General features: G+C 62.8%; 13 protein-coding genes and 1 pseudogene. 5 read left to right on the plus strand and 9 right to left on the minus strand.

The window, feature by feature from the left end:
- The 9 genes and pseudogenes from ACOOGG_RS00415 to ACOOGG_RS00455 form a co-directional block, all read right to left on the minus strand.
- Window positions 1-795, minus strand: a pseudogene (locus ACOOGG_RS00415) (phosphoglucosamine mutase); the annotation flags it as partial.
- A 24-nt stretch (window positions 796-819) separates the two neighbouring features.
- Window positions 820-1,212, minus strand: a complete 393-nt coding sequence (gene rpsI, locus ACOOGG_RS00420; protein ID WP_420431149.1) for a 30S ribosomal protein S9 — start codon at window positions 1,210-1,212, stop codon at window positions 820-822.
- Entirely contained in the window at window positions 1,212-1,673 is a 462-nt protein-coding gene (gene rplM, locus ACOOGG_RS00425; protein ID WP_420431151.1) for a 50S ribosomal protein L13, read from the minus strand. The genes rpsI and rplM overlap by 1 nt, the downstream gene beginning before the upstream one ends.
- A 171-nt stretch (window positions 1,674-1,844) precedes the next feature.
- Complete coding sequence (gene truA, locus ACOOGG_RS00430; protein WP_420431153.1) at window positions 1,845-2,579, minus strand: tRNA pseudouridine(38-40) synthase TruA; 735 nt, start codon at window positions 2,577-2,579, stop codon at window positions 1,845-1,847.
- Window positions 2,580-2,658: 79 nt separating this feature from the next.
- Window positions 2,659-3,132 carry a hypothetical protein gene (locus ACOOGG_RS00435; RefSeq protein ID WP_420431155.1) on the minus strand — a complete coding sequence of 158 codons (474 nt, stop codon included), beginning with the start codon at window positions 3,130-3,132 and terminating at the stop codon, window positions 2,659-2,661.
- A gap of 79 nt (window positions 3,133-3,211) precedes the next feature.
- Window positions 3,212-4,168 carry a 2Fe-2S iron-sulfur cluster-binding protein gene (locus ACOOGG_RS00440; protein ID WP_420431157.1) on the minus strand — a complete coding sequence of 319 codons (957 nt, stop codon included), beginning with the start codon at window positions 4,166-4,168 and terminating at the stop codon, window positions 3,212-3,214.
- Window positions 4,161-5,957 (minus strand): NADH-ubiquinone oxidoreductase-F iron-sulfur binding region domain-containing protein, encoded by a 1,797-nt coding sequence (locus ACOOGG_RS00445; protein WP_420431170.1) that lies wholly within the window; start codon window positions 5,955-5,957, stop codon window positions 4,161-4,163. The genes ACOOGG_RS00440 and ACOOGG_RS00445 overlap by 8 nt, the downstream gene beginning before the upstream one ends.
- A 16-nt stretch (window positions 5,958-5,973) precedes the next feature.
- Complete coding sequence (locus ACOOGG_RS00450; RefSeq protein ID WP_420431172.1) at window positions 5,974-7,857, minus strand: molybdopterin oxidoreductase family protein; 1,884 nt, start codon at window positions 7,855-7,857, stop codon at window positions 5,974-5,976.
- An 86-nt stretch (window positions 7,858-7,943) separates the two neighbouring features.
- Window positions 7,944-9,713 carry a formate--tetrahydrofolate ligase gene (locus tag ACOOGG_RS00455; RefSeq protein WP_420431159.1) on the minus strand — a complete coding sequence of 590 codons (1,770 nt, stop codon included), beginning with the start codon at window positions 9,711-9,713 and terminating at the stop codon, window positions 7,944-7,946.
- Between the two features lie 277 nt (window positions 9,714-9,990).
- Here ACOOGG_RS00455 and ACOOGG_RS00460 point away from each other — a divergent pair, with 277 nt between their 5' ends.
- The 5 genes from ACOOGG_RS00460 (at window position 9,991) to ACOOGG_RS00480 (ending at window position 18,707) form a co-directional block, all read left to right on the plus strand.
- On the plus strand, window positions 9,991-11,205 hold the full coding sequence (locus ACOOGG_RS00460; protein ID WP_420431161.1) for a quaternary amine ABC transporter ATP-binding protein: 1,215 nt from the start codon (window positions 9,991-9,993) through the stop codon (window positions 11,203-11,205).
- Window positions 11,202-13,295 carry an ABC transporter permease gene (locus ACOOGG_RS00465; protein WP_420431163.1) on the plus strand — a complete coding sequence of 698 codons (2,094 nt, stop codon included), beginning with the start codon at window positions 11,202-11,204 and terminating at the stop codon, window positions 13,293-13,295. Before ACOOGG_RS00460 ends, ACOOGG_RS00465 begins: the two co-directional genes overlap by 4 nt.
- Before the next feature lie 28 nt (window positions 13,296-13,323).
- Window positions 13,324-15,663, plus strand: a complete 2,340-nt coding sequence (proX, locus tag ACOOGG_RS00470) for a glycine betaine/L-proline ABC transporter substrate-binding protein ProX (RefSeq protein ID WP_420431165.1) — start codon at window positions 13,324-13,326, stop codon at window positions 15,661-15,663.
- Window positions 15,664-15,799: 136 nt separating this feature from the next.
- Complete coding sequence (locus ACOOGG_RS00475; protein ID WP_420431174.1) at window positions 15,800-16,015, plus strand: hypothetical protein; 216 nt, start codon at window positions 15,800-15,802, stop codon at window positions 16,013-16,015.
- A 274-nt stretch (window positions 16,016-16,289) separates the two neighbouring features.
- Window positions 16,290-18,707 carry an FAD-dependent oxidoreductase gene (locus ACOOGG_RS00480; protein ID WP_420431168.1) on the plus strand — a complete coding sequence of 806 codons (2,418 nt, stop codon included), beginning with the start codon at window positions 16,290-16,292 and terminating at the stop codon, window positions 18,705-18,707.
- Window positions 18,708-18,883 lie beyond the last annotated feature (176 nt).

Genomic DNA, 18,883 nt, shown 5'->3' on the forward strand with positions numbered 1-18,883 from the left:
TATGGCCAGGATCACGTCCCCGTTGACCAGGTTCCCCTCCTCGTCCACGGCGATTAGCCGGTCGGCGTCACCGTCGAAACCCAGCCCAATCCGCCTCTCGGCCCGAGCAATCACAGCTAGGCCGTGAGGATCGGTGGCCCCGCATCCCTCGTTGATGTTCATCCCGTCCGGATCGGCCGCGCACACGAACAGGTCCGCACCCATCGACCTCAAGAGCGTGGGTGCCGCTCGATAGGCGGCACCGTGGGCACAATCCGCCACGAGGCGCAGACCATCCAGAGAAACGTCATGGCGGCGGCGGATGGAGTCTAGGTAGCGATCGACAGCATTTTTCAGGGGGTGGCGGGTCCCCACCCTTGCTCCGGTCGGGGCCGACCAGGGTGGCCCGCGGCGCAGTCGGGCTTCGATCAAGTCCTCCCTATCGTCTCCTAACTTGGTGCCAGACGAGTCCAGGAACTTGATGCCGTTGTACGGAGCAGCGTTGTGCGAGGCAGAAACCATCACCCCGAGCGTGCACTCCATTTCGACGGTGAGCGCCGAGACACCCCCGACCGGGAGAACATCGGCATCGATCGTGTCAATCCCCACCGAATGAAAGCCGGCCTGTAACGCGGCGGCCAACATGGGACCTGATCGTCGGGTGTCGCGTCCCACGACCACCGGTCCTCCGTTGGCGAGTTCCGAGGCGGCTCGGGCCACGTCCACTGCCAACCCGACATCCAGGTCCACGTTGGCTACGCCCCGTATACCGTCGGTTCCGAAGAGACGACGAGACGACGCGGCGAAATCAGCCAAGTGCCGACCGGTCGTCCGCCAAAGCTACCGCTTGGTGTACTGCGGTGCCCGACGAGCCTTGCGCAGGCCGTACTTCTTGCGCTCCACAACCCGAGCGTCACGGGTGAGGAGTCCGGCCCGCTTGAGGTCGTGACGAAGGGTGGGATCCATAAACACCAAGCTCCGGGCAATACCGAGACGGATGGCATCAGCCTGCCCACTTATCCCCCCGCCTTCGACCTTGGCTACCACGTCGTATCTGCCTTCGGCGTTTACCGTCCGAAACGGCTCCAGCACCCGCATCCTTCTGGCCGGGGTAGGAAAGTACCCCTCTAGCGACCGTCCGTTGAGGTTGAAGGAGCCGGTACCGTGATACAAGCGAACTTGAGCAACCGCTTCCTTGCGGCGACCGGTACCTCGGGCCAGAAGTCTCGCCATTACAACCTCACCTTCCCGATACCGAGATCCAAGACCTCGGGCGATTGTGCCTGATGGGGATGATCCGGTCCGGCGTACACCTTTAGCTTCCTGACCATCCGACGACCGAGCTTGGACTTGGGAAGCATACCTCGGACCGCTCTCTCCACGACCGCCTCGGGACGCCGAGCGATGAGGCTCTCGAAGGATTCCTCCTTGAGGCCTCCGGGGTATCCGGAGTGTCGGTAGTAGATCTTGTTACGGGTCCCGGCGGAGGTGACCGATACCTTGTTGGCGTTGATTACCACCACGAAGTCGCCGCCGTCCACATGAGGTGCGTAGGTCGGCTTGTGTTTGCCAGCCAGTAAGGGGGCAACTCTTGACGCAAGGCGGCCCAATGGAAGTTCCGCGGCATCCACCACGAACCAGCGACGCCGCACTTCCCCCGGTTTGGGTGTGTAGGTGGTCTGTCTCTTGGCCATGTCGCTTCGTGATCCCATTTCTTTCGGTCATGCTGCGAGGCAGCCGCGTCGGGTCGTGGTGACCAAAACCCGAGGTTTATTGGCACACCGCGCCAGAAACCCATGGGCGAGCCGCGAGGTATCGGAATCGCCAACGGGACACCGGAGTGTAGCGCGACGACCGGCACATCGCTAGTTGTAACTGACTCTCCAGAGGACTAGCCCTTGCGGGGGTGCTGCTCCTCTGGCCTGGTCCCGGTTTCGGGCCTCAAGCACTCGGAGGGTGGAGTCGGGGTCAACGCGACCCCTGCCCGCTTCCACGGCCCAGGCAACCAGCGACCGTACCATCTGGTGACAGAAGGCACGACCGGTTATCTCGAAGCGGGCGATGTTTCCGGGTTGTTCCGACCAGGATGCTTCCAGCACCGTCCTCACCGTGGATGCCCCTTCCCGGCGGCGACAGAAGGAAGCGAAATTATGCTCGCCCAAGATATCCAGTGCTACCTGTTGCATGGCCTCTAGGTCCAGCCGGTCAGCTACATGCCAAGAGTCAAACCTACGCAGCGGATCGGGGTGGGTCTGGTTCAAGATCCGGTATCGGTAGGTACGGCTGGTGGCCGAGAAGCGAGCCGAGAAGCTGTGGGGCACCTCCGCCGCCGCATAGACCACGATCTCCGGTCCCAACATCTTGGTCAGGGATCGCGAGAGGCGGTCGGGGATCAAGGCTCGGTCCACCGAAAACGACACCACCTGCTGTTGGGCATGAACTCCGGCGTCGGTCCTCCCAGCTACCACAGTCTTGACCGGCCCGGCAATCCTCGCCAGCGCCGCCTCCAACTCACCCTGCACGGTTCGAACGTCGGGTTGGCGGGCGTAACCGTGGAATCCGGCACCGTCATAGGAGAGGTCAAGGCGGTAGGTGGGCATCCCTATCGAGCCTCGTGGGCTTCGTCTCTCAGGCAATCAGGCCCCAACCGTCCCCGTACCGACGATTCGGGGGGTGGAATCAGAATAGGATCGCCGTCAGGTACCAACCGAGCATCCCGGCGAGGGCGACCAGGAGGGTGACCGGATGCTCGAGGTCGAACTGGACGCTGGCAACCAAGCGCAGGGCCATGAAGAACCACAGCGCGGCCACCAACAGCGCCAGCAACCCTATCGCTCTGCCAGGGTCCCCCACCACGAGGGGGAAGAAGGCCACGTTGGCGAACCCCACCATCCTGAAGGTGGCTTGCGGGTCCCCCGGACGGCCCAAGAGATACGTCGATACGGCCCATACCGCCCCCGAGACGATCACGGCGCGGAACAGTGCCCCAAGGAGGGCGAAGGCCAATCCGGCCACCGACAAGGTGCGCAGGTTTGACAGTAACCCGGCAACCAAGACCACCAACACCGCATTGCCGGTTGCCTCCCGGTCGTAGAGCAGAGACAGGTAGAAACCTCTATCGAGCCGACCGGCACGAATCAACTGGTTAAGCATCGGGCTCGCAGCCCGTAGCCAGTGGCCAGTGGCGACCAACGGTCATAAGACCTGCATCAGGCCTACTAGTAGCCACGGGCTAGTTGACCACCCGGGCTCTTTGGAGCACCTCGTCTATGGGGGTTACGGCAAGATCTCCCAGCTCCTGGACGTATTCGTAGCCGAATCGGCCCTTGATGCACAGGTGGCCTTCGGTGACCGAGTGGTCCATGGGGGAGGTGACCTTGACGATGCGGTTGTCCTGGACGTGCAGGTCGAGGTTGCAACCCACCCCGCAGTATGAGCAGACGGTGCGGGTCACGCTCTGGCGTTCCTCCTCCCAGAGTTCGGCTTGCCGGAGCTCATATTCGCTGCGGAACATCAGGGCACCGGTGGGGCAGACCCCGATGCAGTTGCCGCAGAACACGCAGGCAGAGTCGGTTAGTCCGGTATCGAACTCGGTAGAGATACGAGCATCGAAACCACGACCAGCCAGCGCGATGGCGAAGGTATTCTGCGCGTCCTCCCCACACGCCTCCACACACTTGTAACACAGGATGCAGCGGGAGTAGTCCCTCACGTAGAGCGAGTTGTCAACCTTGGTGGGCTGATGCACCGTCTCGGCGTGGGTCGGGGACGGAGGCGGATGGTGCCCGGCCTTTCGCTGGTCTCGATCACCCACCGGAGGTTCGGGCGGGCCGTAGCGAGAGGGATCGCATCCGTAGCGCTCCATCCAGGACTTGGTTTCATCATCAACCAAGTCCAACTCGACCGAGGAGGCCAGAAACTCGTAGACCATCCGACGAGAATGGCGAACTCGTTCGCTGTCCGTAAGAACCCTCATCCCCTCTTCGGCCGGTCGGCTACAGGATGGGACAAGAGCCCGACTCCCCTCAACCTCGACCACGCACACGCGACAGACGTTCACCGGCGTCAGGGTCTCGAGGTAGCAGAGGGTGGGCTGATCTTTACCAAGCATCCGGCAGGCGTCGAGGATCGTGCTCCCCGCCGGTACTTTCACCGCCGCTTCGTCGATCGAAAGGGCGAGGTTAGACATCGGCTTGCTCCAGAAGCCCGAGGTCGTACAAAGACCGAATCGCCGATGAGGCGGTGTGTCCCAAACCGCATATCGACGCGTCCGCCATGACCCGGTGAATGTCATCAAACAATTGCACGTCGAACCCTACCCCGCCTCGGTGCCGCGACAGCAACTCCTCTTGGCGCACGGTTCCTACCCGACACGGCACGCATTGGCCGCATGACTCATCACGAAAGAAGCGGGCGATCCGGGTAGCCAGATCGGGGAAGTCGGCCCGATCGTCGAACACCATGACCACCCCCGAACCGAGGCTGGCACCACGCTCTTGCGCCCCCTCGAAGGTTAGGGGCATGTCCAGGTGTTCCTCACCCACGAACAGCCCGGCCGCACCACCCAACAGAATGGCTCCTAAGACCCCCGATCCCGTAACCCCACCGGACAGCTCGATTAGATCCCCCAAGGTGATACCGAACTCCACCTCGTAGGTGCCGGGTCGACCGACCGCCCCCGAAAGGCAGAAGAGTTTGGGCCCCGTCGACCCTGATGTCCCGATCCGCGCATAGGAATCACCTCCTCGCCGGAGGATCTCAGGAACGTTGATTAGGGTCTCGACGTTGTTTATGACCGTCGGGCATCCGAAGAGGCCCGCCTGGGTGGGGAAAGGCGGCTTGTTTCTCGGTTCCCCACGCAGCCCCTCTATGGAGTTCATCAAAGCGGTTTCCTCACCGCAGATGTAGGCACCCCCACCGCGTCGGATCTCGATATCGAAAGAGGCACCGGTACCGAGCACACGTTGGCCCAGCAGGCCCGCCGATCGGGCAGCTTCGGTGGCGCTCTCGAGGAGAGCCTGGGCATCCGGGTACTCAGCCCGAACGTACAGGAACCCGGTCTCGGCACCTATCGCTAAACCGGCGATGGTCATCGACTCGACCAAGGCAAAGGGGTCGCCTTCCATCAGCACCCGATCCTTGAAGGTACCCGGCTCCGATTCATCCGCGTTGCAGATCAGATAGCGGGGTGCCCGACGGGACCCGGCCACCGCCTCCCACTTGACACCCATCGGAAACGCGGCCCCGCCACGCCCCCGGATGCCGGACTTCTTGACCTCGGCGATAACCCGCTCCGGGCCTATCTCAGCAACCCGCTCGAGAGCCTGGTAACCACCCGAAGCCCGATAGTCGTCCAGGGATGAGGGATCGACGGTGCCGACTCGCTTCAATAGGCGCAGCGACGGGTCTCCCGCCTGCGGGATAAGCAGATCAGGCCGGGCCGGAGGTGCCCCGTCAAGAACATCTAACACCCGGCGGGGCGTAGCTCGCACTTCGACTCCGTCGGACTCCCCGGCGCGCTGGAAAAAGACCGCTGGTGCGGTATCACACTGCCCCAGACAGGGACTGGAATGAACATCGTTCCGTTCGTCGAAGGCGGCGAGCATGTCCATTGCGCCCCTAGTCCGGCAGGCCACATCGTCGCATACGTGAGCCACCCGGGCGGGTCGCTTCTCCAGGGAGATCAGGGCGTAGAAGCTCGCCACCCCATACGCCTCGGCGGGAGGCACTGAGAGCCGCTCGCATACGTAGTTGAGGGCACCGGAGCTCACCTGACCGACGGCGTCATTGACGGCATGGAGCGTGGGGAGCAGCAGGTGGCGCACTGCCTTCGCCCGACGGGGGCCACCCCTAGCAACGTGCCGGTCGCCCGGCTGCTCGTCTCCGCCTTCCCAAACGGTGGTGGCGGGACCCAGCAATGCGTCTACCGCCGCCTTCTCGGCAGGGTCCGGCCCGACTGGCATCAGCTTCAGATCGATTTCCGGATCCTTACCGCTAGCTCACCGGCTCGATCCGGACCGCGGTGGCCTTGAACTCGGCGGTTCCCGACTTGGGATCCCAGGCATCGACGGTGAGCCGGTTGACGTCGGCATTATCCGGATCGTGGACCGACATGAAGGTCAGCCCAGGCCGGAGCATAGGATCAAGCCTGACGGGGACTTCGATCTCGCCCCGCCGCGATACGACCCGGACGGTCTGACCCTCATCCACCCCGATCATGTCGCCGTCATGTGGCGAGACCTGGATGGCCGCAGTCTCCCTCAGTGGTGAGCGGTAGCTACGCGACTGAACACCGGTGTTGTAGGAATCCAGCCGCCGGCCGGTGGTAAGCCGCAGGGGGAACTCAGGGGTCAGCCGATCCACCGGCGGGGCCCACGGGGTGGGAATAAGCGGCACAGGCGGTCGAGGAAGCGGATCCTCCCAGAGGTCACCGTGGAGATACAGGGTCCCCGGATGCTCCTCGTCCGGGCACGGCCACTGCAGACCTCCGGCCGCGTCCAGGCGACGGTAGGACATCCCCCCATGGAGGGGAGAGAGACTTCGCAGCTCATCCCAAAGCTCCTCGGCCGTGGGGTATCCCCAGCCGTAACCCATCCGGGCGGCGAGAGCGGAGAGGATATCGAGATCATCCCATGCATCACCGGGCGGTTCGATCGCCTTGCGCACCCTTTGCACCCGGCGCTCGGATGATGTGACCGTCCCGTCGGACTCAGCCCATCCGGCGGCCGCGGGCAGGACAACGTCTGCCAACTGCGCGGTCCTGGTCATGAACATGTCCTGAACCAGCATGAAGTCCAGATCGGACAGCACTTCTCGAACATGGTCCGAACGAGCCTCCGACTGCGCCGGGTTCTCACCCAAGACGTATAGGGCGCGGATCTCCTTGTCTTCCATGGCTTCGAGCATCAGAGAAATGTGCTTCCCACCCTCAGCTGGCACTTCACAGCCCCATTGAGCCTCGAACTTGCCCCGTGCTACCGGGTCGGTGACTTCCTGGAACCCGGGGAGCTTGTTAGGGAGCGCTCCCATATCTCCCCCACCCTGGACGTTGTTCTGTCCACGAATGGGAACCAGGCCGGACCCGTAACGGCCCACATGGCCGGTGAGCAGGGCCAGGTTGATGAGTGCCAGCACGTTGTCGGTAGCGTTGTGGTGCTCCGTGATGCCCAGGGTCCAACAAATCTGGGCCGTCCCCGCCGTGGCGTAATCATGCGCCATATTCCGGATCGTCTCAGCGGGTATACCGGTTATCTCCGCGCCCTTGGCCAAGGTCCATTCATCTACCGCTTCGGCGTAGGCATCGAAGCCGGTGGTGGAATGATCCAGGAAGGCCCGATTCTCGAGACCGGCGGCGATGATCTCGCGCCCGACCGCGTTAGCCAAAGCGATGTCGGACCCCACGTCGATCCCGAGCCAGACGTCCGCCCACATCGCCGAGGCGGTACGGCGCGGGTCGATGGTGTACATCTTCGCCCCGTTCCGGATCCCCTTAAGCAGGTGATGAAAGAAGATCGGATGCGCCTCTCGGGCGTTGGAGCCCCAAAGGAGAATCAGATCTGTCGTCTCGATCTCCTCGTAGGAACAGGTACCGCCCCCGAGCCCAAAAACCGTCGCCAGACCGGCGACCGAAGGGGCGTGTCAGGTGCGGTTACACGAATCGATGTTGTTGGACCCCATGGCCACGCGAGAGAACTTCTGAGCCAGATAGTTGGTCTCGTTGGTCGCCTTGGAACATGAGAACATGCCGTAAGACCGGCCACGGTATCGACCGAGGCCTTCTGCGGCCTTATCCAGGGCATCGTCCCAAGTGGTGGGGACCAACTCGCCGGATCGGCGCACATACGGAGTCGTCAGGCGGGTGAGCCTTGTTCGCGGAATTGTTATCACCTCCTCCCTGTCATAATTCTCGGCCTGCAGAGCCCAGGAATGGACCTAGCAGCCGGCGGTGGCCCCGAGTCTGCCCATCAGAAGAGGCCGACGATCTGGCCATCATCATCGATATCCACGTTCATATAGGCCGGTCGGGCACCCAACCCGGGCATGGTTCTCACCTCGCCGAGGAGCACCACCAGGAACCCGGCACCCACCGAGGCCCGCACCTCACGCACAGGTACGGTGAAGCCCCGAGGGCGACCCTTCAGCGTCGCGTCATGCGACAGCGAGAGGGGGGTCTTGGCCATACAGATCGGGAGGTGACCCATACCGGCGGCCTCGAACTCAGAGATCTGACGCCGGGCGGCCGGGGAGTACTCGACCCCGGATGCACCGTAGATTCGCTGGCAGACCGCCTCGATCTTCTCCCGGACCGGGAGTTCGGATGGGTACAACAGGTTGAATTGGCTCGGGCGTCGGCAGGCATCAACCACCGCCTCGGCCAATTCCACCGCTCCCCGTCCTCCGTCCGCCCAGTGGCTAGATCCGGCCGCCGCCAGGGCCCCGGCCTCTAGCGCCGCCGCCTTCACCAGATCGCGCTCCGCCGCGGTATCGGTGGGGAAGGTGTTGACAGCAACCACCACCTCAACTCCGAATTGGCGAGCGTTCTCGATGTGGGCCACCAGGTTCACCAACCCGGCCTCCAACAGGGGGAGATTCTCCTCTAGATAGACATCGGGCGGGGGCCGCCCGGCGACCACTTTGGGTCCACCACCTTGGGTCTTGAGAGCCCGGATGGTGGCCACCAAGACCACCGCATCGGGGGACAGACCCGAAGCTCGGCACTTGATGTTCAAGAACTTCTCCATGCCCATGTCGGCACCGAAGCCCGACTCGGTCACCACGTACTCGCCGAGTTGAAGAGCTACTCGATCAGCCAGGATGGAGGAATTGCCATGGGCGATGTTGGCGAACGGGCCCGCATGGACAAGGGCAGCCTGGCCTTCGAGGGTCTGCATGAGCGTGGGATGGAGGGTGTCCTTCATGAGCACGGTCACCGCGCCAGCTACCCCCAGGTCGTCCATGGAGATCGGCGCACCGGCGGTGTCGGCACCCACCACGATCCGACCGCACCGCTCCCGCAGATCCCGCAACGCCGACGCGTAGTCATTTCCGTCAACAAGGGCGAGTATGGCCATCAATTCGGAGGCGACCGTGATGTCGTAGCCTGCCTCTCGGGGTCTACCATCGATCCGGCCTCCCAAACCCACGATGACGTTGCGCAGAGCCCGATCGTTGACGTCCACAACCCGCCTCCACTGGGTCCTGAAGATGTCGATGTCGAGCCGGTTAAGACCCATCTCTTCCAACCGGGCATCACTCATCCTCGACTCGTGGTACCAGCGGGCGTCAAGGGCAGCCGCTGCCAGGTTGTGGGCAACTCCGATGGCGTGCATGTCACCGGTTAGGTGGAGGTTGAACTCCTCCATGGGCACCACCTGGCTATAGCCACCCCCAGCGGCACCGCCCTTGATGCCGAATGTGGGTCCCATCGAGGGTTGCCGAATGGTGGCGATGGCTCGCTTCCCGAGTCTTCCCAGACCTTGCACCAGGCCGATTGTGGTGGTGGTCTTGCCCTCGCCAAAGGGGGTCGGAGTTACCGCGGTCACGTCTATGTACTTGCCGCGTGATCCGGAGTTGGTCCGCTTAATTATGTCGAGGTGTACCTTGGCCTTGGTAGACCCGTAGGGGATCAACTCATCCGGCTGGATCCCGATCGATTCCGCCACCCGGCGAACAGGCAGGACTTCGGCGGCCTGAGCGATCTCCAGGTCGGAAGGGAAACGGTCAGAGACGGTCATTAACTCTCCGTTCAGGCCCAGCCTTGTTCACGTCAGACGCGAGGCTAACCGGGTGCCGAGCATAGGGCAACCCCTATTTGCGTGCTACCATGCGGCATTGTTCCACATCATGGAACAATTCTGATCCGATTTGAGAGTTCGGGCGGGTACCTCCGCTACGCTCAAGCGGCAAGAACATCTGCTTCGCGGGGAGAATCATTACCTCTGGGGCAACCACCACCACGACAGGAGCCGGACAACGACCGGGGCGCTTGAGACGGGAGTTTCGCCGAGCGGGATGAGCAACGAACTGATCCGCCTGGAACAGGTCTACAAGATCTTCGGGCCCCAACCGCAAGGTCGTGCGTTTGACCTCGCCCGGGCCGAGGTAGGCAAGGACGAGATTCAGCGACAGACCGGGCACGTTATCGGGGTGCGGGATGCCACCTTCTCCGTATCGCAAGGAGAGATTTTCGTCGTCATGGGCTTGTCAGGTTCGGGCAAGTCGACTGTCCTTCGCACGGTCAACAAGCTGCATGAGACCACCTCCGGACAGGTCTGGGTGGACGGTACCGATGTTCAGACTCTGGCTGGCCGAGACCTGCAAGCCTTCCGTCGCGAGAAGATGGGGATGGTTTTCCAGCACTTTGCACTATTTCCCCATCGCAACGTCATCGACAACGTGGGCTACGGGCTGAAGGTGCAAGGAGTGGATAAGACGGAGCGAGACCAGGCGGCCATGAAGTCCTTGGCACTGGTAGGCCTAGAAGCCTATGCCGACAGCGTTCCCCGAGAACTTTCGGGCGGGATGCAGCAGCGGGTCGGCCTCGCCCGAGCCCTCGCCTCCGATCCTGACATCCTGCTAATGGATGAGGCGTTCTCCGCCCTTGATCCGTTGATCCGTCGGCAGATGCAAGATGAGTTGATGGACATCCAGCGGGAGATCCGCAAGACGATCCTGTTCATCACCCATGACCTCAACGAAGCCCTACGTATCGGGGATCGCGTTTGCATCATGCGGGACGGCGCAATCGTTCAGATCGGCACCCCCGAAGAGATCCTGACCGAGCCCGCGACAGCCTACGTGGCCGAGTTTGTGCGGGACGTCGACCAAGGTCGGGTCATCACCTGCGCCGATGTGATGGTCGCGCCGGTCCCGATTCGTGCCGACATATCACTTGAGGAAGCCCTGAGCCAGATCGGTGACCGAGCCGGGGCCTTTGTGTGCGACGATGCGGGCCGGCCCGAAGCCATCCTTACCGTGGGAGATTGCTTGCGGGTCGGTGCCTTGGGTTCCCCCGTGATGACCAGTGCCCTGCGTTCCGACTTCGATACGACCTCGCCCTCAAACACCCTGAACGAAGTCTATGCGGCGGCAGGTCGAGGTCTTCCGATAGGGGTTGTGAACAGACGGGGCGTGCTGATCGGCGACCTCGACCCCTGCTTGATCATGGAGGAGATGGGTCGGGTTGAGGGCCTGATCGACGGGTTCGAGCGGGAAACCTACCTATGACCGGAGCGATAGGGCGGGTTCTCGCCCAAAGCGGAGGTTCGGAGGAGGCCGTTCCCTTCTGGGACAACGCGGTTCTAGACCATTGGGAGATCCCGTTTGGGGCCTGGATGGACGAGATAGTCAATTGGATCGTCCTCAATGCGTCTGCCCCCCTTGACGTGATCAAATGGCCCTTCTCCTTCCTGTTTCGGAACTTCGTCGACGGACCGGAATACCATCCCTGGTGGGAGATCACCGATATGTCCTGGGTCTTGGTGTGCAGCATCGTCCTATTCGTGGGGATCATCACCCGCAACCTCAAGGTGGGCGCTGGCCTGGCCGTCATGCTCGCCCTCTGCGGCCTGCTCGGAAACGAGTTCTGGGTCGAGACCACCACCACCATCGGCCTAGTCGTAGTAGCCGTGATCCTCTGCGCCTTGATCGGCATCCCGTTGGGCGTGTTGTGCGGCCGCTTCGATGCGGTATGGGGTGTGGTGCGTCCCGTCCTTGACGCTATGCAGGTCGTCCATGCCTTCGTCTACATAATCCCCTTTATCTTCTTCTTCGGGCTCGGCCCTGAACCAGCCACCATGACAACCATGGTCTTTGCCATTCCCCCGTTGATCCGCCTTACCAATCTGGGCATCAGGCAAGTCCCTGCAGACGTGGTCGAAGCCAGTCGGGCCTACGGGGCCTCCGAATTCCGCGTCCTGCTGGACACTCAGCTGCCTTTGGCCCGCCCGGCCATCATGACCGGCCTCAACCAGACTCTCCTCCTCTCCATCTCCATGATCGGCATTGCGGCGATCATGGGAGCTTCCGGACTCGGCCTGCTGGTCTTCAGGGCTGTACTAAACATCGACACCCAGTTGTCCACCGCCTCCGGCCTAGCCCTGTTCGTCGTGGCGGTGGTTCTCGACCGCCTGACCCAGACCGAATCCGGACAGGGCACCCGACTCTTCGGACGGATACGCCGAGCATGGGCTCATCGGCGCAACCCGGAGGCCTTACTGGACGACAGCCCTGGCGAAGAGGCCGTTGTCGACACCACCAAGGAAGGCAATCCGGCACCGGTGACCAAGCGGGAACGGCTCGGAGCTACCATCGCAGCCGTCGCCTCGGTCGCTGGCCTAGCCGCCGTCTTTCTGCCGTGGGGGAATGATTCCGGCCGCATCTCCGGACACGGTAGGGCGTTGGATCTGGACCTCAGCGGGTTGAGTTTCTCCGGATTGGTTGCCGAGGGGGGCAGCTTCCTAGGGATTACCGTGTTGGTGGGCAGCCTGATGCTTCTCGGATCGGCTTTGTGGATTCTGATCAGGCCAGAAAGGGCTTCTACCGCGTACGGTGCCGACGGGGCCATCCTCGCGGCCAGCGCAATCCTCGCGGCCGCTATTGGGTACGTATGGATCCCCTCTCCCGGTGAGGCTGTCTCCTACAGCCACGGCCTAGGGGTTTGGATAGCTCTAGCAAGCGGGGTCGCCGCGACGGTCGGCGCGACGCTTTGGTTGTCCGGTGCCCCATACAGCCCCATGCGCCCACTTCGTTCCACCATCTCCGTGACCCGTGTACTGACCACGGCGGGTCTAGTGGGACTACTCGCGATTGCGGGCCTGTCGTCTTGGTCGATAGACAGGCGGGTGGAGGCCGTGATAACTCCAGAGCTCCAGGCGGAGATCGACCGCTTGGAACAAGAAGCGCGCCAAGATCCCTCCAAGGCCTCGCAAAACGCCATTCAGATCGCGGGCCTGTCGTCGGAGGCGCAACGCAAGAATCCGATCCGCTACGACGGGTTCACCGCAAGCGGGACTCGCCTAGGCTACTTGACCCTCGGGCTCGGGGTGGCCGCGCTGCTACTGACCTTACCGGCGGTGGGACTGTTTGGCCGGGGAGAAAGGCGACGTTGGCGATGGAGCGTCGGCGTAGCGGCTTTGGGGGTTGGAATCTTGGTTCTTGCTGGCGGATGGATAGCTTCCCTGGTCCGGGTCGCCGATCCGAATTTCGCCAGTGGTCCAGGAGCATTCATTTGTCTGATCGCCGGGTTCTTGTTCTCCGCATCCTCGTGGGGGATCCTGCGTGAGTTCCGGAGAACAACCGTCTACGAGAAAACATGACCGAACCATCAAGGGAGGTGCTAGCAACATGACTAGAACCAGGAAAGTATTAGCCCTGCTGGCTGCGTTCGCGTTGCTGGCAGTCGCTTGCGGGAGCGATGAACCGGAGGCACCAGAAGTGACGGAGGCCCCACCGGTGGTAACTGTCGTGGATAACAGCGCCGCCGAGGCTGCTGAGGCCGCGCTAGCGGAGGCTCAAGCCGAGTTGGAGGCTGCTCAGGCCGCGTTGGCAGAGGCCGAAGCCGCAGCCGAGGAGGGTGACCAGGAAGCCCAAATGGCCTTGGAAGAAGCCGCTAAGGCCGCCGAAGAGGCTCAGATGCAGGTGGCCGAAGCTCAGGAAGTCGCCGACGAGGCGAAAGCTGCGGCCGAGGAAGCCCAAATGGCCTTGGACGAGGCTACCGCTTTGCCGGGCGACGGTGTTTCTGTGACTGCTGCTCGGGCGAATTGGTCGACTGGTTATATGCAGGCGGCGATTTATTCGGCGTTGCTTGAGGAGTTGGGCTATTCGGTGTCCGACCCGGCTGATTTGGAGTTGGCTCCGTCGAACGCGTTCGTAGCTATGGCTAACGGCGAGTTCGATTTCTGGGCCAACTCGTGGCTGCCGAACCATAATTCCTTCCTGGCAGGAACTATGCCGGACGGCTCGCTGGTCAGCGACCACGTAACCCGCCTAGGCGCACAGATGGCTAGCGCTGGTGTGCAAGGCCTGATCACCAACAAGACCTTCGCCGACGCTAACGGGTTAACCACCCTCGACGCCATGCTCTCCGACCCGGCCCTGTTCGCCGTATACGAAGCAGCCGACCCATCACCAGGTGACGGGGTCCTGCAGATCTACGGCTGCCCGGAAGGGTGGGGATGCCACGTGAACATCAACGCCTGGATAGCTAACGCCGGTTGGGACAACATCGAACAGTTCGATATCGGCGGCTACGACGCCATGATCGCCGACGCGGTCGCCAAGGACGCATCCGGGGAGCCCTACATGGTCTACACCTGGGCACCGTCTCACTACGTCAGTGACCTACGCCCCGGCGACAACTCCGTGTGGGTATCCATCCACGACGACGCGTCGATCTCACCCACCCAGCTAGAGGGAGCAACATCCATAGGCGACCGGTGCACCACCGACCCATGCCTGCTCGGATGGGACGCAGCCGACATCGCGGTGACCGCCAACAACGACTTCCTCGCCGCCAACCCGGCCGCGGCCAGACTGTTCGAGCTGGTCACGATCAACCCGGTTGATGTCGCCCTCCAAAACGTCCGCATGCAAGGCGGAGAAAACAGCGGAGACGACATCAAACGCCACGCCGCCGAATGGATCACCAACAACCGCGCCCAAGTCGATGAATGGCTGGCCGTCGCGCTGGTCCCGGTCGACGACACTCCGGGTGACGGTGTTTCTGTGACTGCTGCTCGGGCGAATTGGTCGACTGGTTACATGCAGGCGGCGATTTATTCGGCGTTGCTTGAGGAGTTGGGCTATTCGGTGTCCGACCCGGCTGATTTGGAGTTGGCTCCGTCGAACGCGTTCGTAGCTATGGCTAACGGCGAGTTCGATTTCTGGGCCAACTCGTGGCTGCCGAACCATAATTCCTTCCTGGCAGGAACTATGCCGGACGGCTCGCTGGTCAGCGACCACGTAACCCGCCTAGGCGCACAGATGGCTCGAGCTGGTGTGCAAGGCCTGATCACCAACAAGGCCTTCGCCGACGCTAACGGGTTAACCACCCTCGACGCCATGCTCTCCGACCCGGCCCTATTCGCCGTATACGAAGCAGCCGACCCATCACCAGGTGACGGAATCCTGCAAATCTACGGATGCCCGGAAGGGTGGGGATGCCACGTGAACATCAACGCCTGGATAGCTAACGCCGGTTGGGACAACATCGAACAGTTCGACATCGGCGGCTACGACGCCATGATCGCCGACGCGGTCGCCAAGGACGCATCCGGGGAGCCCTACATGGTCTACACCTGGGCACCGTCTCACTACGTCAGTGACCTACGCCCCGGCGACAACTCCGTGTGGGTATCCATCCACGACGACGCGTCGATCTCGCCCACCCAGCTAGAGGGAGCAACATCCATAGGCGACCGGTGCACCACCGACCCATGCCTGCTCGGATGGGACGCAGCCGACATCGCGGTGACTGCCAACAACGACTTCCTCGCCGCCAACCCGGCCGCGGCCAGACTGTTCGAGCTGGTCACGATCAACCCGGTTGATGTCGCCCTCCAAAACGTCCGCATGCAAGGCGGAGAAAACAGCGGAGACGACATCAAACGCCACGCCGCCGAATGGATCACCAACAACCGCGCCCAAGCAGATTCCTGGCTACGAGCTGCTCGCCTAGCCGGTTAACCGAGGGCAACGTAAAACGACCCATCAGGGGGGGGTGCTGTTATAGCACCCCCCCCCCCTTCGCGTTCACACCATCACCTGCTGGGGGAACAACTCCTACGAGCAGACCAACCCCCCGGCTGGCGAATAAAAACGAATCACCGCCGGACGCGACCACAACTGCGCGATCGCGACCGACGACACCATCACCTGCTGGGGATCAAATAACTACGGGCAGACCAACGCCCCGCCCGACGAATACAAACAAATCACCGCCGCATCTCGGCATAGCTGCGCCATCGCAACCAACAACACCATCACCTGCTGGGGAGACAACGAGGATGGGCAGACCGAGGCCCCGGCTGGGGTGTAGAACCAAATGATCGCCAGTGGTGCGATGCGATACCAGCGACGCTGCAGCGTAGGTCGAATGCCTACCCGCGACCTCGATCGATCTTCGGTGGATCGTTGGTGACCTCGAAGCGGGAGTCGTCGCGCGGTACCAAAGCGCCAATCAGGTGGGTTGAAAAAACCAGGGGCAACCACATCCCGCACTCGGTTACCGGGCTATCCTCGTAGAGTCGGCGCGCCCGAGTGCTCGCTGTAGGCATTAACCCAAGCGGTTGCGGCAAAGCGTAGGGTCTTGTATGCGCGATGAAGTCCGGGTGGCGATAGTCGGCGGGGGCGCGATGGGCGTGGGCCTGCTCTACTTTCTCGCCCACGAAGGCTGGACAGACACCCTTCTCATCGAGAAGGACGAGCTCACATCCGGTTCCACCTGGCATGCCGCCGGACTCATCCCCCACTTCATCGGCGACCTCAACACGGCCAAGATCCACCGAGACACCGCCGACCTTTACCGGAACATCCATCACGAGACCGGTATGCACGCTGGCTGGCACGGATGCGGCGCGGTCCGGCTGGCGCGAACCGACGACGAGGTCGACTGGTTCTACTACGTACACGGGATGCTTGCTTCCATCGGCGTGGAGTCGCATCTGCTGGGACCGATGCAGATCAACGAGGTAGCACCCCTTCTTGACCTGAAACCCGATGTGGGGCTTGGGTTATGGACACCGGATGACGGATGGACCGACCCGTCCGCGGCGACCAACTCGATGGCCGCTGGGGCGCGCAACCTCGGTGCCGAGATCAGCCGGAAGAACCGCGCCTTGGACATGAACCAGCTGGCCGATGGGCGCTGGGAGGTATTGACGGAGAAGGGTCGGGTCGTGGCGGAGCATGTCGTCAACGCGGCCGGATGCCATACGCCCCAGGTAGGTGCCATGGTCGGCCTCGAGACCCCCATCGAGTCTGTGGTCCATCAGTACCTGGTAACCGAAAGGATCGAGGAGGTGGCGGCCCTCGACACTGAGCACCCGGTGGTCCGAGATCCCCGCTCCTCCTGCTACTACCGCCAGGAGCACGACGGTTTGATCATCGGGCCGTATGAACGGGAGGACGCCAAAGAATACGGCGTGGGTGGGATCGACTGGGATCTCACCTTTCACCTGACTCCGGTCGAGCTTGATCGCCTGCTCCCCTGGCTGGATCTGGCCGCCCAGAGGCTGCCTTGCTTCGCCGGGGCGGGCATCAAGCAAGTGGTGTCGGGCCCGATTACCCACACCCCCGATGCCGGCTTCCTGATGGGTCCCGCACCCGGCTTGCGCAACTATTGGTACTGCGCCGGGGCCTCCATAGGGATCACCCAGGGTCCCGGTGCTGGTAAGTACCTCGCCCAGTGGATGGTGCACGGTCAGACCGAGATCAACGTCGCCAACATGGACCCCCGCCGCTTCGGACCCTATGCGCCCGGCCGCTACACCCATGAACGGTCGATTGACGAGTTCCACGAGATGTACCAGGTGCGGATGCCCAACGAATACCGTGATGCGGGCCGTCCGATGAAGAAGACCCCGCTGTATGACACCTTGGACACCAAGGGGGCCCGATGGCAGGAAGTCTGGGGATGGGAGAGAGCCATGTACTTCTCCCCCCAACCAGAGGTCTATTCCTTCCGACGTTCCTCCGCGCACGACGAGGTGGGAACCGAGGTCAGAGCAATTCGAGATCGGGTGGGGGTCGCCGACCTCACCGCCTTCGCCAAGTTTATGGTCACGGGTCCCGATGCCGCGGCCCTTCTGGACCGGCTGTCGGCCAACCGCCTCCCGGCCCGAGACGGAGGGATCCGGCTGGTGCACATGCTGACCACGCGGGGAGGAATCGAGTCGGAGATGACCATAACCCGGCTCGGGGAGCAGCGCTTCTACCTCAACTCGGCTATCACCGCCCAATGGCATGACTTTGACTGGCTCTCCAGCCACATCCGACCCGACGAGAAGGTGACGGTGGAGGATGTCACCGACCGCACCGGCATCTTGGCGGTGACTGGACCTCTCTCCCGGGACTTACTGGCACCCCTAACCGACGCCGACCTCACCAACCGGGCCTTCCCCTGGCTCACCAGCCAACAGATCGAGGTGGCCGGGGCACCCTGCGTCGCTCTGCGGGTGTCCTATGTGGGCGAGTTGGGCTGGGAGATCCACATGTCGCTGGAGCACATGGTCAAGGTCTATCAGGCGATACACCAAGCGGGCGCGAGTCTCGGGATCATCGACTTCGGGAGCCGGGCGATGAACGTCATGCGTTTGGAGAAGGCTTACAAGGCCCACGGGGCGGAGTTGACCACCGAGATCACCCCGGTCGAGGCGCGCCTTGACCGTTTCATCGCCTACGACAAGGAGTTCCAGGGCCGAGCGGCGACCATCGCCCGCCGCGACCAGACCGAACCGTTAACCATGGTATTGGTCTACGCCCAACTCGATGAAGGGGACGCCGACTGCCTCGGCAACGAGCCCACCTACGACGGTGACCGCATCATGGGTATCACCACCAGCGGTACGTGGGCCCATTCGGTGGGCCGGAGCATTCTATTTGCGTACGTCGACCCCGACTTTGAAGCACCCGGGTCCCAGTTTGAGGTGGGGATCATGAACCGTCGGCGCACCGCCACCGTGCTTGCGGAACCCGTCTGGGACCCCTCCAGCGCCCGTCTGCGAGGGTGAGATGGCCGCAAGACGACGGGCTGGAGGACGCGCCGCCCGGATAGCCGCGCGTAGGGCCGGGCCGGCACCGGAAGAACGGGCGGTCCGACCGGGACAACGGGGCGGTGCCTACAGTCCCCTCACCCCGTCCGACTTGGAGCGTGTCGTCGACGAGGCCCTCTACCTGATCGAGGATA

The sequence above is a fragment of the Candidatus Poriferisocius sp. genome (assembly GCF_965214065.1).
Taxonomy (GTDB): domain Bacteria; phylum Actinomycetota; class Acidimicrobiia; order Acidimicrobiales; family Bin134; genus Poriferisocius.

Bases quoted from the DNA above. Each gene is read 5' to 3' on its own strand.
- rpsI (WP_420431149.1), bottom strand. From the start codon at position 1,212: ATGGCGAGACTTCTGGCCCGAGGTACCGGTCGCCGCAAGGAAGCGGTT.
- rplM (WP_420431151.1), bottom strand. From the start codon at position 1,673: ATGGCCAAGAGACAGACCACCTACACACCCAAACCGGGGGAAGTGCGG.
- truA (WP_420431153.1), bottom strand. From the start codon at position 2,579: ATGCCCACCTACCGCCTTGACCTCTCCTATGACGGTGCCGGATTCCAC.
- ACOOGG_RS00435 (WP_420431155.1), bottom strand. From the start codon at position 3,132: ATGCTTAACCAGTTGATTCGTGCCGGTCGGCTCGATAGAGGTTTCTAC.
- ACOOGG_RS00440 (WP_420431157.1), bottom strand. From the start codon at position 4,168: ATGTCTAACCTCGCCCTTTCGATCGACGAAGCGGCGGTGAAAGTACCG.
- ACOOGG_RS00455 (WP_420431159.1), bottom strand. From the start codon at position 9,713: ATGACCGTCTCTGACCGTTTCCCTTCCGACCTGGAGATCGCTCAGGCC.
- ACOOGG_RS00460 (WP_420431161.1), top strand. From the start codon at position 9,991: ATGAGCAACGAACTGATCCGCCTGGAACAGGTCTACAAGATCTTCGGG.
- ACOOGG_RS00465 (WP_420431163.1), top strand. From the start codon at position 11,202: ATGACCGGAGCGATAGGGCGGGTTCTCGCCCAAAGCGGAGGTTCGGAG.
- proX (WP_420431165.1), top strand. From the start codon at position 13,324: ATGACTAGAACCAGGAAAGTATTAGCCCTGCTGGCTGCGTTCGCGTTG.
- ACOOGG_RS00480 (WP_420431168.1), top strand. From the start codon at position 16,290: ATGCGCGATGAAGTCCGGGTGGCGATAGTCGGCGGGGGCGCGATGGGC.